This is a genomic window from Bradyrhizobium hereditatis (genome assembly GCF_020329435.1).
Classification (GTDB): domain Bacteria; phylum Pseudomonadota; class Alphaproteobacteria; order Rhizobiales; family Xanthobacteraceae; genus Bradyrhizobium; species Bradyrhizobium hereditatis.
On the sequence record NZ_JAGKJK010000004.1, the window covers coordinates 236,408 to 250,132 of the forward strand.

12 protein-coding genes and 1 pseudogene are annotated in these 13,725 nt (G+C 58.8%); 7 read left to right on the plus strand and 6 right to left on the minus strand.

Annotation, left to right across the window (positions count from 1 at the left end; translation table 11 throughout):
* Nucleotides 1–98 precede the first annotated feature (98 nt).
* The 3 genes from J6524_RS11435 to J6524_RS11440 all read left to right on the plus strand — a co-directional run bounded on the left by J6524_RS11435 (nucleotide 99) and on the right by J6524_RS11440 (nucleotide 1,495).
* Nucleotides 99–338, plus strand: a complete 240-nt coding sequence (locus J6524_RS11435; protein ID WP_225670521.1) for a DUF1127 domain-containing protein — start codon at nucleotides 99–101, stop codon at nucleotides 336–338.
* Between the two features lie 324 nt (nucleotides 339–662).
* Complete coding sequence (locus J6524_RS37355; protein WP_283843299.1) at nucleotides 663–791, plus strand: hypothetical protein; 129 nt, start codon at nucleotides 663–665, stop codon at nucleotides 789–791.
* Between the two features lie 32 nt (nucleotides 792–823).
* Nucleotides 824–1,495, plus strand: coding sequence for an FAD-dependent monooxygenase (locus J6524_RS11440; protein ID WP_225670523.1), 672 nt, complete (start codon nucleotides 824–826; stop codon nucleotides 1,493–1,495).
* Nucleotides 1,496–2,030: 535 nt separating this feature from the next.
* Here the strand turns inward: J6524_RS11440 and J6524_RS11445 are convergent.
* Nucleotides 2,031–4,463, minus strand: coding sequence for a bifunctional diguanylate cyclase/phosphodiesterase (locus J6524_RS11445; RefSeq protein WP_225670525.1), 2,433 nt, complete (start codon nucleotides 4,461–4,463; stop codon nucleotides 2,031–2,033).
* Between the two features lie 305 nt (nucleotides 4,464–4,768).
* Here J6524_RS11445 and J6524_RS11450 point away from each other — a divergent pair, with 305 nt between their 5' ends.
* A complete protein-coding gene (locus J6524_RS11450) occupies nucleotides 4,769–4,912 on the plus strand; it encodes a DMT family transporter (protein ID WP_225670527.1) in 144 nt (47 codons plus the stop codon).
* 314 nt (nucleotides 4,913–5,226) lie between these two features.
* Here the strand turns inward: J6524_RS11450 and J6524_RS11455 are convergent, their stop codons facing one another.
* On the minus strand, nucleotides 5,227–7,011 hold the full coding sequence (locus J6524_RS11455) for an adenylate/guanylate cyclase domain-containing protein (protein ID WP_225670528.1): 1,785 nt from the start codon (nucleotides 7,009–7,011) through the stop codon (nucleotides 5,227–5,229).
* A 249-nt stretch (nucleotides 7,012–7,260) separates the two neighbouring features.
* A complete protein-coding gene (locus tag J6524_RS11460) occupies nucleotides 7,261–8,802 on the minus strand; it encodes a winged helix-turn-helix domain-containing tetratricopeptide repeat protein (protein ID WP_225670529.1) in 1,542 nt (513 codons plus the stop codon).
* Between the two features lie 163 nt (nucleotides 8,803–8,965).
* Between J6524_RS11460 and J6524_RS37680 the strand changes: the two are divergent.
* Nucleotides 8,966–9,151: pseudogene (locus tag J6524_RS37680) on the plus strand (YjiS-like domain-containing protein); the annotation flags it as partial.
* A 90-nt stretch (nucleotides 9,152–9,241) separates the two neighbouring features.
* Nucleotides 9,242–9,895, plus strand: a complete 654-nt coding sequence (locus J6524_RS37685; RefSeq protein WP_249789428.1) for a hypothetical protein — start codon at nucleotides 9,242–9,244, stop codon at nucleotides 9,893–9,895.
* A 293-nt stretch (nucleotides 9,896–10,188) separates the two neighbouring features.
* Here J6524_RS37685 and J6524_RS11470 read toward each other — a convergent pair whose 3' ends face one another.
* Together J6524_RS11470 and J6524_RS11475 are read right to left on the minus strand one after the other, a co-directional pair.
* Nucleotides 10,189–10,341, minus strand: coding sequence for a hypothetical protein (locus tag J6524_RS11470; RefSeq protein ID WP_225670531.1), 153 nt, complete (start codon nucleotides 10,339–10,341; stop codon nucleotides 10,189–10,191).
* A 166-nt stretch (nucleotides 10,342–10,507) separates the two neighbouring features.
* Nucleotides 10,508–11,785: a serine hydrolase domain-containing protein gene (locus J6524_RS11475; RefSeq protein WP_225670532.1), complete on the minus strand. Its 1,278-nt coding sequence runs from the start codon at nucleotides 11,783–11,785 to the stop codon at nucleotides 10,508–10,510.
* A 236-nt stretch (nucleotides 11,786–12,021) separates the two neighbouring features.
* Between J6524_RS11475 and J6524_RS11480 the strand changes: the two genes are divergently transcribed.
* On the plus strand, nucleotides 12,022–12,609 hold the full coding sequence (locus J6524_RS11480; protein ID WP_225670533.1) for a tyrosine-type recombinase/integrase: 588 nt from the start codon (nucleotides 12,022–12,024) through the stop codon (nucleotides 12,607–12,609).
* A gap of 109 nt (nucleotides 12,610–12,718) precedes the next feature.
* Here the strand turns inward: J6524_RS11480 and J6524_RS11485 are convergent, their stop codons facing one another.
* Nucleotides 12,719–13,681: a LysR family transcriptional regulator gene (locus J6524_RS11485; protein ID WP_225670534.1), complete on the minus strand. Its 963-nt coding sequence runs from the start codon at nucleotides 13,679–13,681 to the stop codon at nucleotides 12,719–12,721.
* Nucleotides 13,682–13,725 lie beyond the last annotated feature (44 nt).

Consider the following 13,725-nt stretch of genomic DNA (forward strand, 5'->3'; position numbering starts at 1 on the left):
AAGCCGCCGGTAAGAGAAATGTAAGCCACCAGTTAAGCGCGCCCGCGCATCTTGCGGCAATTTCGGCCTAGTGAACATTCCAGACAGGACACACCCTAATGAGCACTATCCGCGGAACCACTGCGCTGGGATCGGTAACCGCAAAGCGGCAGGTCTACAGTCCTCTCGAAACATATTGGAATTCATTTCAGGAGTGGCGCAAACGCCGGAGATTACTGACCAAGTTGCGCGACCTCAGTGACAGGGAGCTAATGGATATCGGCATTACGCGCAGCGAAATCGACTACCTCGCTTCCCAAGGAGGGTGCAATCCGCGAGGCGTCCTTTCCGGCGAATGAATGTCGATATCTGGCAGCGGTGGAGGATCGGGGAAGCGTCGTGGCGCCGATGCTGACTTCCGGTATGGGTCTTGGCTGTGTGAAAACGCCAAGACGCTCGAGCACGATAGAAGAGGTTATTCGTCCAAGACCGCTCTCGCGCTCAAGCTCGCAAACACCATCAACTTAGACGACAAACTAAAGAATGAAATTCTAGTCGCGTTTCGATCCTTCGCGTTTTTACACATGGGGTAATTCCGGGCCAGAGCCATACTGAGGCTGCGAATCAGCTCTCCAGGAATCGATGAGGCTCACCTCTTGGGCCTCACAAACAGGAGAGCTGCAATGGAACAATATGTCGGACTGGACGTGTCCCTGAAGCTAACAGCGATCTGCATTGTTGATCGAACGGGAAAGATTCAACGTGAAGGCGTGGTTCGTTCCGACCCCGAAGCGATCGCAGCATTCATCTGAGCGACGGCTCCTGCGAAACCTACGACCTCGTCGTGGGCGCGGATGGCATCCGGTCGTCCATTCGGCAATTGGAGTACGGAGACTTGGATGTCGAGTTTCGCGGCCAGGTAGGATGGCGTTTCATTGTTCGGCGGCCGCCGGATCTCGAAGGCTGGACGGTGTTTCTCGGCACGCAGTCCGCATTCTTGATGCTGCCAATCGGCAATGAACTGGCATACTGCTACGCGGACAAGGCCAGTGCCCGGCCCATCCATGATCCTGCGCAAAGGAGCATCGAAAGACTCCGTGAAAATTTCGCCGCCTTCGCCAGTCCGATTCCCGAGGTTCTTGCCCGGCTCGAGCCAGCCGACCCGATCCATTTCTCGGCCATCGAGGAGGTCGCGGACCCATGCTATGGCCAAGGACGCGTCGTGCTGATCGGCGATGCAGCCCATGCGATGTCGCCCAACATGGCGTGCGGCGCGGCGATGGCCTTCGAGGATGCACTGGTCCTGGCTGAGATTGTTTCGCGCGCGAGCGCCGCATCGGAAGTCGTCCCCGAGTTCGTCCGCAGGCGATCGGCGCGTGTGGGCTGGGTGCAGCAACAGACCGATCGCCGAGACCATCTGCGCAGTCTTCCTCCGACGATTCGCGACGTGTTCGTGCGCCTGCTGTCGGGCCGACTTTACAGGGCCAACTATCGGCCGCTGCTGGCTCTTCCATAACCCATGAGATTGCCTCCTCCCGTGAAGGAAGCGCAAGACCTCACCGTGCGCAGTGCAGCCCAGCTACCTGATTGATCCGAAATCTTTGCACCTGGACACTTCGCCCCTGATGATTTTTCTTCTGATGCAGATCACTATCACCTAGCGGCGGCGTACGAACACACGGAATGGAATCGTGGAGATTGCGGCAACGATCATGCGAAACCGCAAAGCCATCCTTATTGAGCCTGGCTAAGTCAGCGAGATTCCGTGGTCGGTCGTCCCGCAAATATTGGTGGAGGCGCTATGCAATTCAGGTGGCAAAAATCGACTGGATTAGAGTGCTATAGCGTAGACGTAGTGCCCATCATCGTCGGGCGTGGCCCGCCCGAAGAGATTCGAACTCCTGACCTCCGGATCGTAGGCTGGTGCCCGTGACAGAGGTTCGGGTCTTGGTCTGCCACTTCTGCTCCGGGTCAGTTGCTGGCTGCGTTGCAGTCGGTCGTACCAAACCGCCCAATGAAATCTAGCGAGAGTGTGCCGCGCCGATCCCCCATTAACGATTGACGACTTTCAGCGCAGCGCCGTCTCCGGTATGAGGTAGGGGAAACTCGAGATCGCGTGCGCTCTCCGCGGCATGTGTGAGGTAGCGGAAGCCAGCTATATCGGCCGGCCTCCCCACCAAATATCCCTGAACTTGATCGCACAGCTCGGCACCCAAGAAACCGAGTTCCTCGAGCGTCTCAACGCCTTCCGCTAAGACCGGCAGCTTGAGCCCGCGCCCAATGCCGAGCACCGCCCGAACGATGGTCGCCGCCTGCTCGTTGGCCCCGACCGACTTGATGAACGAGCCATCGATCTTGATCTTGTCAAACGGGAATGCCCGCAAGTTCGACAACGACGAGTAACCGGTCCCGAAATCGTCCATCGCGATCCGGACCCCAAGCGCCTTGAGCTGACGCAAAGTCGCCAACGCCCGATTGAAATCGCGGATCAGCGCGGTTTCGGTGATCTCCAATTCGAGCCGGCCCGGCTTCAGCCCAGTTTGAACAAGGATTTCGTGAAGGAGTTGTGTAAACTGCGGATTGTGCAGTTGCATCGCGGAGACGTTCACGGCGACGCTGAGCGGGTTAGTCCAGCCGCTGGCTTCTTGGCATGCCTGCCTCAGTACCCATTCGCCAATGTGCTGTATCGCACCGCTTTCCTCCGCAACGGGAATGAACAAGCACGGCGGAACCTGACCGCGCTGCGGATGACGCCACCGCAACAAGACTTCGAAGCCCGCGATCTCGCGCGTATCGAGCCGGACTTGCGGCTGATAGGCCAGTTCAAACTCACGGCGTGCAATCGCGCTGCGAAGATCGCGCTCCAGCATGCGCCGATCTCGCACCTCAATGCCCATCTCGGCTTCAAAGAAGCGATAAACTCCGCGACCATCGGTTTTGGCGCGATAGAGTGCCGTATCCGCGTGGGTGAGAAGGCCCCGTCCGTCCTGGGAGTCGTTTGGGAAAATCGCTATGCCAATGCTGGTGGACACGAACGAGGCCGTAGTCGATGATTCGTTTTCGATCCGCAGCGCTTCGATAATATTCTCGGCGATGCGGCCCGCCGCCGATGGACCGGAGAGATTTGTTGCGATAATGGCAAATTCATCGCCACCGAGCCGCGCCATCATCTGGCTCCGATCGAGAACGGCGGTAACGCATCTCGCAACCCTCTTCAGAAGTGCGTCACCGGCGGCATGACCGAACAGATCGTTTACTTCCTTGAAGCGATCAAGGTCGAGACAGAACACGGCAAATGATTGACCCGAGACTTGGTGCACCTCGATTTCGTGGTCGAGCCGGGCGTTGAAGCTGTTTCGGTTAGGCAAGCCTGTTAGTGCGTCGTGGTGCGCCAGGAAATGAATATGTTCCTCAGCTTTCTTCCGATCACGCAGATCTCGGACGGCGATCGCATGATGCGGCTGACCGGCGAAATCGATCGTGCGAAGGATGAATTCAGCAGGAATGAACTGGCCGTTAACGTCGCGCAACTCGGCCTCGATACGCTCCCGTGGCCTCGTGACCAGCCTGTGCCTGAGAGACTCCTCGGGCAGGCAGATCGCCAGCGATTTCCCAATTACATCGTCGGGGACATAGCCCGTCAGCTCCGTCAGGCTTGAATTGATCGAAACGATCTTGTCGCCATAGCAGACCAACAATCCCTCGGCCGACGCATCGGCAAGTCCGCGCATGCGATCGACTTCCAATTCGGCGCGATGGCGTTCACGGATATCGAGCGCAAGGCCTGCGCAGGCGAGCAACAGGATCGCCAGCGATGCGAGCGCGACGCCGAGCGCAAGCCAGCCGGCAGGGATTGCCATTTCCGACACCGCGACTGTCGGGTCCGGAATGATCGAAACCGCGCCCATGGCGGTGAAATGATGACTGCAGATTGCCAGCGTGAGCAGCATCGCCCCGATGGCCTTCCATTTCAATGACCCGTCGCGCAAGCCGGCGGGCAGCGCCGTCGCTCCGATCGCTGCACCCAGCGCTATAGAAGCGACAACGAAAGCGGCGTCCCACTGAATCCGTCCGGCGATCTCGAAGGCTGCCATTCCGGTGTAGTGCATCGCCGCGATGCCGCCGCCGACCGTCGCCCCCCCGATCCAGCGCCCGGCAGGCACTCTATTTCCGGACGCGATTGAAAGACCCACGCCGGTGAGCAGGATCGCCGCAAGGAGCGACAGTATGGTAAGGATAATGTTGTATCCGCTTGGAATGCCTGGCGAGTACGCAAGCATAGCGATGAAGTGAGTCGCCCAGATGCCGAATCCGCTCGCGGTGGCTGCGACGCACAACCAGATATCGCGCATATAGCCGGTTGTCTTGCGGACGTGATTTAAGAAGTTGATTGCTGCGAAAGACGCAAGTGCACATACGGCGGCTGCCAGTACCACAAGTCGCAGGTCATGCTCGTAGGCGATGCAGTTGTATATAGTAAACATCGAGGTAACGCCCCCGGTGAAATATCTTGCATATTTTCAATTCTGCTGACCATGCAGCCGTCGGCCTTGCGCAATCCTGAACAACGCTTGCGCAACTGACACTATGGTTTGTTTTCAGTGACAGCCGTCGGTAACCAGTCCGACAGCGGCCAGACCCTCGTCGATTCTCGTTACTTTGTCCGAAGGTTGGATAGGCCAATTCGCTGGGCGGCCTTGCGCCCCTCCACCGCAAACTCAGCGACTGCGTGATCAGGAATGTCCCGTGAGCCGATCCCGTCAGGGAAAATCATGGCACGCATTCTCTGATGACCTGGAGCGGCGGGCTGTTTGGAGCGATCTTCATCGGACTTTCGATCGGTGTCGCGTACCATCTCGGGCCTGCGGCGCTGATCACTCCCCTGCTGACGAAGCAGATGATCGCATCCATCACTGTCGATCACTTCGGCTGACTGGGCCTGGCACAAAGGTCAGTCGATCTTTCCCGTCTGATCGGCGGAGGGCTCCTTATCGCAGGAGTCGTTTTGATCCGTCGTTCAGGCTTTGTGGGACCAGATCATTCCGTTCGGACGCCGAGATCAGCGTCGGCGCGCCTTCGACTGCTTTGGGTCAACAGCCGCGGTCAAGACAGGCGGTTGGAGACGTCTGGCCTAGCTCGGAAAGCCGACATGGTGACGGCTGGACCGCTGTTCGGCTCGGGGGCCACTAGCGGAAGTCGCACTCATTCGATGAGCTCGTCGCCAGGGGCGAACATTGGCTGCGATGGTCATTCGGGCAGCCCGGCTCGCCGCAATCCTTCCTCGTATCGCGAGAGGTCTTCGGCCCGATAAGGGGGCAGCACGTCCTCGAGAGTGGAAAGACGTAACGCGGGATTCACTTGCCGCAGCCGAGCCACTGCCTGACTTGCCTGCTCCGGTCGCCCGGCCATTGCGTTGCTTGCGGCGGCGATGCGTAATCCAGGTTGATAATCCGGCCTGTCCTGCAATGCCATTGCCGCCCACGATGCCGCTTCGTCATAGCGGCCCAAGAGGAAATGGGCAAGCGCGGTCCCAGTCCGCATACCGCTCATCCGCGGATCAAGTGGGCTCAGGCGCATGGCACGCGCGAAGCGCACGATCGCAGCTTCTGGCTCGCCGAGCCAGTTTTTTGCCCAGCCGCCGCAATACCATGCCTCCGCCGAATTGGAATTGAGCACAAGCGCGCGATCGATCAAGGCGGCGCCTGCCTCGAGATCGCGAACGACATACATTAACGCCTGCCCGCTGGCGGCGAGCGCGATCGCGTCATCCTTGCCCAACTCAACCGCCCGCTGGGCGAGCCTCGTCACTTCGGCAATCTCGTTCGCTGTGCCTGAAATCCAGCCATTGAACTTGGCAATGACATAGCAAAAGGCTGCACAACCATAGGCGGAGGCAAAATCTGGGTCGAGCTCGATCGCGCTGTTGAACAGGCGCAATGCCTCGTCATTCGCTTGCCGGCTCGCAAACTGATAAGACCTGGCCAAACCGCGTAAGTAGAGCGTATAGACATCGAGACTCTCGGTCGGCTTGCGCTTGGCGCGCTCGATCTCGGCTTGTTCAACCGCTGGGGCGATCGCCCCGACAACGCTCTCAGTAACCTGGTCCTGCAGATCGAAGATGTCGCCGAGACCTCCATCAAACCGTTCTGCCCAAAGATGTGCCCCAGTGGCGGTGTCGACGAGCTGTCCCGTGATGCGCACCCGGTTTGCCGCCTTCCTAACGCTCCCTTCCAACACGTAGCGCACGCCAAGCTCGCGTCCGACCTGCTTCACGTCGACGGCGCGTCCCTTGTAGGTGAAGCTCGAATTGCGGGCGATGACGAACAGCGCCTTGAAGCGAGACAGTGCCGTGATGATGTCCTCGACCATGCCGTCGGCAAAGTAATCCTGTTCCGGATCGCCGCTCATGTTGATGAATGGCAGAACAGCAATGGAAGGTTTGCCGGGAACTGTGAGAGGTTGAGCAGTAACCGCAGATGGTCTCATCGACGTCGACACAGCCACGTCAAACCTCACGCACCACGCACGCATGGGCTCAGCAATATTCTTGAGGGCCTGCCTGCCCATATCGACACAGGCAAGCTCGACCTTGCCCCGGATTTGCCGCTGCGCGTCGTCGGAAATGCAAATACCTCCCGGTTCTGCGATCCCTTCGAGACGCACGGCGATGTTGACGCCATCGCCAAAGATATCGTTGTCATCAATGATGATATCGCCGACGTGAATGCCGATGCGGAGTTCGATACGCTTGTCCTGCGGCACGTCGATATTTTGTTCGGCCATGCGGCGCTGAACTTCGACGGCGCATCGCACGGCGTCGACGACGCTGGCGAACTCAACGAGAGCGCCGTCCCCGGTATTCTTGACGATGCGTCCGCGATGCTCAGCGATTTTGGGATCGAAAAGCGTCCTTCTAAGCGCTTTCAGTCGCGTCAGCGTGCCTTCTTCGTCTATCCCTATTAAGCGGCAGGAGCCTGCGACATCCGCCGCCAGAATAGCTGCTAGTCGTCGCTCTACGTGCTCGCTGTTCAAGATGGTCCCCCGTACTGGGGAAATCGAATGGTTATATAGCACGATTGTGGGTCGATGTCCGGCTATGCCCAAGGTCCGAAATGGGTCAAAATGCGAAAAGCTCAACCTGAGCAAATCCAGTCCGCTATGCCCCATTGAACGGACCTCAACGAGGCGTACCGCCACCTCGCTGAAGGGCCAGATTCGGACTCATGCAGCGCAGCAAGCAGGACCTGTTCGATCACCGCGTCGGCACGGGTGCGCGCCGGCTCATTCGGGCAACCCCGCTTTCCGCAGACCCTCAATCATAAGCTTCGAGTTTGATTGTCCGCCCCGAGCGATGAACGCAGATATTGTAAAGGCGGGATCGCCCTCAAGCGCCCGCGCCGCCGCCTGACCCGCCTCCGTGTTACGTCCGAGATGGGCGAAGGCGGACGCCAGAAGGCGGTAAGCTGCCGAAAAGGAGGGGTTGTGACGAAGGGCTTTCTTCCCTGCGATCATGGCCTCGTCAAACCGTCGAAGCTCAATAAGGGCCGTCCCTATCCCAAAGTATAGCATCGGGTCTACCGGGCTCAGGCGCTTGGCGCGTTCAAAGCTTCGAACCGCTTTCTCCCACAACCCCGCAATTCTGTAAGCCCACCCTCTGTTGAACCATGCACCAAATGAATTCGGATTGAGCGCGACCGCCCGGTCAGCCATTGCAATCGCACTTTCACTGTCGCCGACCATGTACGCCGAGACTACGGCAGCCGTTGCTAACGTCTCTGCATCACCATGGTCGGCACTCAGGGCCAAGCGAGAAAGCCGAATTGCCTCGTTGCGCTCGAATTGAGGATCAAGCGAGTAGCCAAAAAGGACGTTTCGCATATGACAGGCACCCGCCAAGGAAGCGGCCTCGGCGAACCCGGGGTCAAGCTCCAAGGCGCGATGGAGCAGTCGAAGTGCCTCGGCCAACCCTTCACGTGTCAACAGATAGAACTGCTGCGCGGCGCGTAGAAGGAGGTCATACGCGGTAAGGTTCTCGGATCGCCGTCGCGTCGCCATTGCAAGTTCTGATTCAAACAACCTTGGCCGAATGGCCGAGACAACTGCGACCGTGACTTCATCCTGGAGAGCGAAAACGTCTGTGAGGTCACGCTCGAATCTGTCTGCCCAAATGTGCGCGCCCGTGACCGCATCAATCAACTGCCCTGTGATGCGAATTTTCCCAGATGCCTTGCGCACAGCCCCCTCAAGGACATAGCGCACGCCAAGCCTGCGTCCGACTTCCTTGATATCTACGGCTCGGCCTTTAAAGGTGAAGCTCGAATTGCGAGCGATCACGAACAACCATTTGAACCGCGAGAGCGCCGTGATGATCTCCTCTACCATCCCATCGGCAAAATACTCCTGCTCGGGATCGCCGCTCATGTTCGCGAACGGCAGCACGGCGATGGAGGGTTTGTCGGGAACCGCAAGCGCGCTCTCGGGCGCATCGCCGGGATTTGGACCCGCAACTTCTCGCGCCTCCCGCACTTGTCCGACGAAACGGAAGCCCTTCCGCGGCAGTGTTTTGATCAGGCGCTGTTTCTCGCCGGAATCGCCGATCGCGATCCTGGCGGCATTCAGGCGGGTGGTCAGCGCCGCATCAGAGACGATGCGTCCGTTCCAGATGGCGCTGATGAGATCGTCCTTGCTGACAACGCGCTCCCTGTTTCGGATCAGGTAATCAAGCAGATCGAACGTCTGGGGTGTGACAACGATCACGTCCGTTGCGCGGTGCAATTCGCGCCGGTCAGTATCCAATGCGTAATCCTCAAAGAGATAACGCAAGCTGCCATTCTCCCAGGTAGCCTCGGGTCCTCGGGAGGCCCTCCAGCGCCGCTGGCCCAAAGAATAAGCTGCCGGTAAGGAAAATGTAAGCCACCTGTTAAGCGCGCCAACGCCGGTCGCAGCATCCTCGCTTGGTGAAACGATCCAAGCCTGGACACATCGAATGAGCACGATCCACGGGTCCGCCGAGCTAGGGCAAGCAACCGCAAAGCGGCAAGTCTACAGCCCTCTCGAAAGATATTGGGACGCGTTCTGGAATGCACTTCAGGGGTTGCGCAAGCGCGAGAGGCTGCGAACCCAATTGTGCCACCTGAGCGAAAGGGAGCTAACGGATATTGGTATCCCCCGCGGTGAGATCGACTACGTCACTTCGAATCGCTCGAGGCGAGATGTCACAACACCGCATCATTCGATAGGATGGCAAGGCGCCATTATCCTTATGCTGCTCTGCACGTGCAGCCTCGGATTCCCGAGCGAGGCCAGAGCTCAATGCACGGCGAGGGATGGTTTGCAAAACCAACTGAGACTCAAGAAGACTGCCTCACCTATTATGCCGCAGGTTCTAGTCAGGTCTGCCGTCGATATTCCGGTATGGAAGAAGATTACAGTAGGGAGGTTTTCAGATTCGTTTGCTCTTCGTAACGCGTTGTATGCAGTAGGTTGTGGTGTCGGAGGCTCGGCTGGGGAAATTCTTGCTCGACCGGCGTTTACCCTCAGCGCCACGAAAGCAGACCTGGAGCTCTTTACGGTATCGGCGGCGGAACTCGGCTTTCAAACCGAGACTGCGTCGCTGGGGCAAATTTATGCCCGCGCTCAACAGCTAGGTTTTGGTCTTGCGGCAGCGGAGATCGCTCCGCACCTGAGGCTTCAATACCTAGATCAGCCGATCGGTGAATTTCTCATTATCGGAATGGAGCCGATCAATACATGGGAAGGCGAGCCGGTCATATTAACTGTAGCCAATGGCGGAGCGGGACTAATCCTCATCGGCCAAGATGGCCGAGCTGACGCAGAGATTTCCGTGGCGTCCCGTTTTGTATTCCTGAGGCCCTATAAAAACGTACCTGCGGAGGCAGCACTCGTCCATCCCTGATTGCGACACCGTATTGTGATGACGTCAATAAGAAGTTGAGCCCATACCCGAACTGCACGCGCTTGTTAGCCTTGGCCGTCCAGGCCGAGGACGGATCGGAAGGCGAGATCACCTTCGGCGGCTTGCGATCGGGTTTTGCGGTCGGCGTCCCGCCAGAACCGCCACTACGGTTATCCTTTTCTTCCTGGTCCTGGGCCTCCGCCTCAAGTCCAGCTAGATACTCGGCCACCGCACGCTTCTGACGTTGCGCATCGGTCCAGTCCAGCTCGTCCGGTGCTTTGCCGTGAAATCGGTCAGACGGCGGTCGCAAACACATTGATCCGTCGCAACAGGTGGTCCCTCGGGATCATCTCGTCGAGGCAAAACTCATAAAAGAGCTGCCGCTGATCCCGGTCCTGCCGCCCCATCATCGCCGACTCTCCTGCCGCCTCCTCAGCAGGAATCATTGTTCGCTCGGCTCCTCAAGCCCCTTTTTCGACAGCATCGGTCAACAGCCGCGGTCAAGGCAGGCGATCGGGGACGTCTGGCCTACCTCGCAGAGCCGACATGGTGACCGCTCGACCGCTGTTCGGCTTAGGCCACAAGCCGAAACGGCGTCTTGCCACCCGCGGCCTACTGAACCTGCGCTCGCAGCGCATTCCAAAGAGCAAACAGCTCAGCGGTCGCGGGCTGATCACCGCTGAGCGCGGTCTGAACGAGAACAAGCTTTAGGTCCGGATCGACAAAGACAAATTGTCCGCGGAGGCCCTGGAGCGCGAAACGCCTGGTATCTGCGGAATACCAGACTTGATAACCGTACTTCGCCAGGGGTGAGTCTGTGGGAAGCGCATCAGCAGCCGATGCCGTGAGCCAGTCTGCAGGCACGACATGCTTTCCATTCCAATTGCCGTGATTGGCCAGCATCAGGCCGAGCCGCGCCCAATCGCGCAGCACCGCGTTGACATAGGCAAACGTGATTTCCTGCCCGGTCGCATCGATGATCCACGTCGCATCGGCTTCCGCTCCCATAGGCTGCCAGAGCTTTTCGGCGGCATAGTCGGATACGGTTCGCTTGGTGGCGGCCGCGAGCACGAGGCCCAGTACCAGCGATTCAGCGGACGAATAAGAAAAACGCACGCCGGGCGGGGAGAGACGGGTATTGAACTGCTTCACCGCGGCGAGGCTGCCGGGAGAGCCCGGCTCAATCGTCAGACGGGCCAGCTTGTTAATATCGCTGGATCTGCTGCCGTAATCCTCCGAGAATGCAACACCTGAAGACATCAGCAGCAAAGCCTTGATCGGCGTACGCCCATATTCGGTGTCCTTCAAACCGGGGACGTAGGTTTGCGCCAAGTCATCCACGGACGCGATGGCGCTCTCCTTCAGGGCGATGCCGATCAGAAGGCCAACTACCGTCTTCGCCAACGAGAAGGACGTCATGCGATCCGTATCATTGCGACCGTATTGATAGCGCTCGACCAGAATCGTATTGTCTTTCGCAATCAATAGGCCAGTGACCGGTTGGCGATTGAGGTAGTCGTCGAGCGTCAGCTTGAGTCCGGCGAAGGCATAGTGAATGACGGGTTCGTGCGCTGCGCGAGCCAGCGGGATTGACTGTTTAGGAGCACTGATAATGCGTGCAGGAAACAGCGCGTCATAGCGGCTTAGCGCGCCTACCCGGCAGCGCTTTTGGTCAACATAGTCGATACCCTTGCAACTCGGATATCTGTCCTTCTGGCCAAATTCGTCTGCAGTCGGTCCATCCGCACGAAAGCGGGGACTGGCAGCTTGTGGTGCCGGTTCTGCTTGGGCGAAGGCGCGATGCGAACTCAGCGTGAGCACATCCAAAAGGAGGGGAAATGCCACCGCACTGGCGACGCAAAGTAGCTGTTTGAAGCTTCGTCCAGCCATTGAGAGAGCACCCAAAGCAAATGAGGCTGGGGAAGATCATAATTGACTCTCATGTGTTAGCCAATGTCGGCTCGGGGTCAGGAGCGACGGCCAGGTGATCCAGTTGGAGCAAACTACATCTCCAATCGTCCGAAAGCCGACGCGGTTTCAGCAACCTACGACACTGTGGCCCGCCTCACTAACTGAGGAGGTCACCATAACCGAAGCTTCAAGCATCGCCGCAGCCACCTCTGGGCGTGTCCCTGGGCAAGATCATCGGCCCGAAGCCGCCACTCCGCCCCAAGCATGTCTGGTCTATCCGGACAAAGCTCCAGGTCGAAGGTCGCGTCCGCGATCTTGCTCTGTTCAACCTCGCTATCGACAGCAAGCTTCGCGGTTGCGACGTTGTGGCACTCAAGGTCGATGACATTGCACCGAGTGGCTATGCGGTTGACCGGGCTATTGTTCGGCAGAGGAAGACAGGCCGCCCGGTCAAATTCGAACTGACCGAGGCAACGCGGCAAGCCGTCGACGACTATGTGAAGGCTACCGGCAAGAAGCGGGGCGACTACCTGTTCACCGGTCGCGGCGGCCTAAACCGCAGCCTCACGACTCGGCAATACGCGCGTCTTCTCGCCGAGTGGATTGCCAATGTCGGTTTGGACCCGCACTTGTTCGGAACGCATTCGCTCCGGCGAACCAGGGCGACGCTGATCTACCGTCGCACGGGCAACTTGCGCGCCGTCCAACTCCTGCTGGGGCACACCAAGATCGAGAGCACCGTGCGATACCTCGGGATCGAGGTCGACGACGCGCTCGCAATAGCAGAACAGGTTGACGTCTGAATTACCGGGCGGAGCGGACAACCTCCGCCCCTCGAATTGGGCAGCTCGGGGCCAATAGCGGATGAGTGGACCGGCAGCCGTGGCAGGCAAGGCCGACCGCATCAGGAGCTCACGGTCTTTGGGTTCGCCCCTCGCCCACCAGGCATTCCGAAGCTTCACGGACGCATTCGATGAAGAGGTCGGCGGCCGGGCTAAGGGTACGGCCCTTCAACCTCACGATCGCAACCGATACCGCCGACGTTTTCGGGAGCTCGACCGGCAATTTCTTCAGCGAAAAAGCGCGACCGCTGAAGTGCATGATCGAGCTTGGAAGCAGGGTGACAAAATGCCCGCTTGCAGCCAATCCGCAGCAAAGATGAATGGATAGCGTCGTGATAGGGGTACAAGGCATGCCTAATCCACTTTCTCGAAACAGATCAGCAGCAGCCGTGCCGGGAAAAGTATCCGGAGGAGGCAAGATCCAGGCCTCATCCGCGAGCTCAGCCAAGCTTAGCTTCGTACGCTTCGCCCATTTGCTCTGCCGTCCCGCAACCACCACCCGAGGCTCATTCAAGATGGTCTCAACAACCAGATCATCCTCAGCAAATGGCGTCGGAATCCAGCCCAGCAACAGATCGATGCGGCGTTCGCGCAGCTCACGATAGTGCGTCGAGCTCAGAACAGTCTGCGCGACGTTCAGTCGAATGTTCGGATGCTGTTCCGCAAACCGACCGATTGCGGCCAAGAGCAGGCCTGCTGCCACGCTCTCGGAACTGCCAATGCGCAGTTGGCCGCGCATCGGGTCAGAAAGAAATTCGAGCTCCTGAAGACCTTGCGTCAACTCGTCGAAGATCGCCAAGCCGCGCCTGACCAGCGCGCGGCCGCAGAGTGTGAGCTCTATGCCATTGCGATTGCGGTCGAGAAGTCGGAGCCCGAGCGCATGCTCCAGGTCCGCGATCGCCCGCGACACCGCCGGTTGGGAGATTGCCAGGTCAGCTGCCGCTTTCGCCATGCTGCCGCGCTGCGCCACGGCAAGCAGAATGTTTAGTTCGCGCAACTTGATACGGCGTCGAGCGCGCTCGACGGGTTGCATCCCTGCTCCTTATCAAAACAGTTATAGAAGCCTCACATTATCGT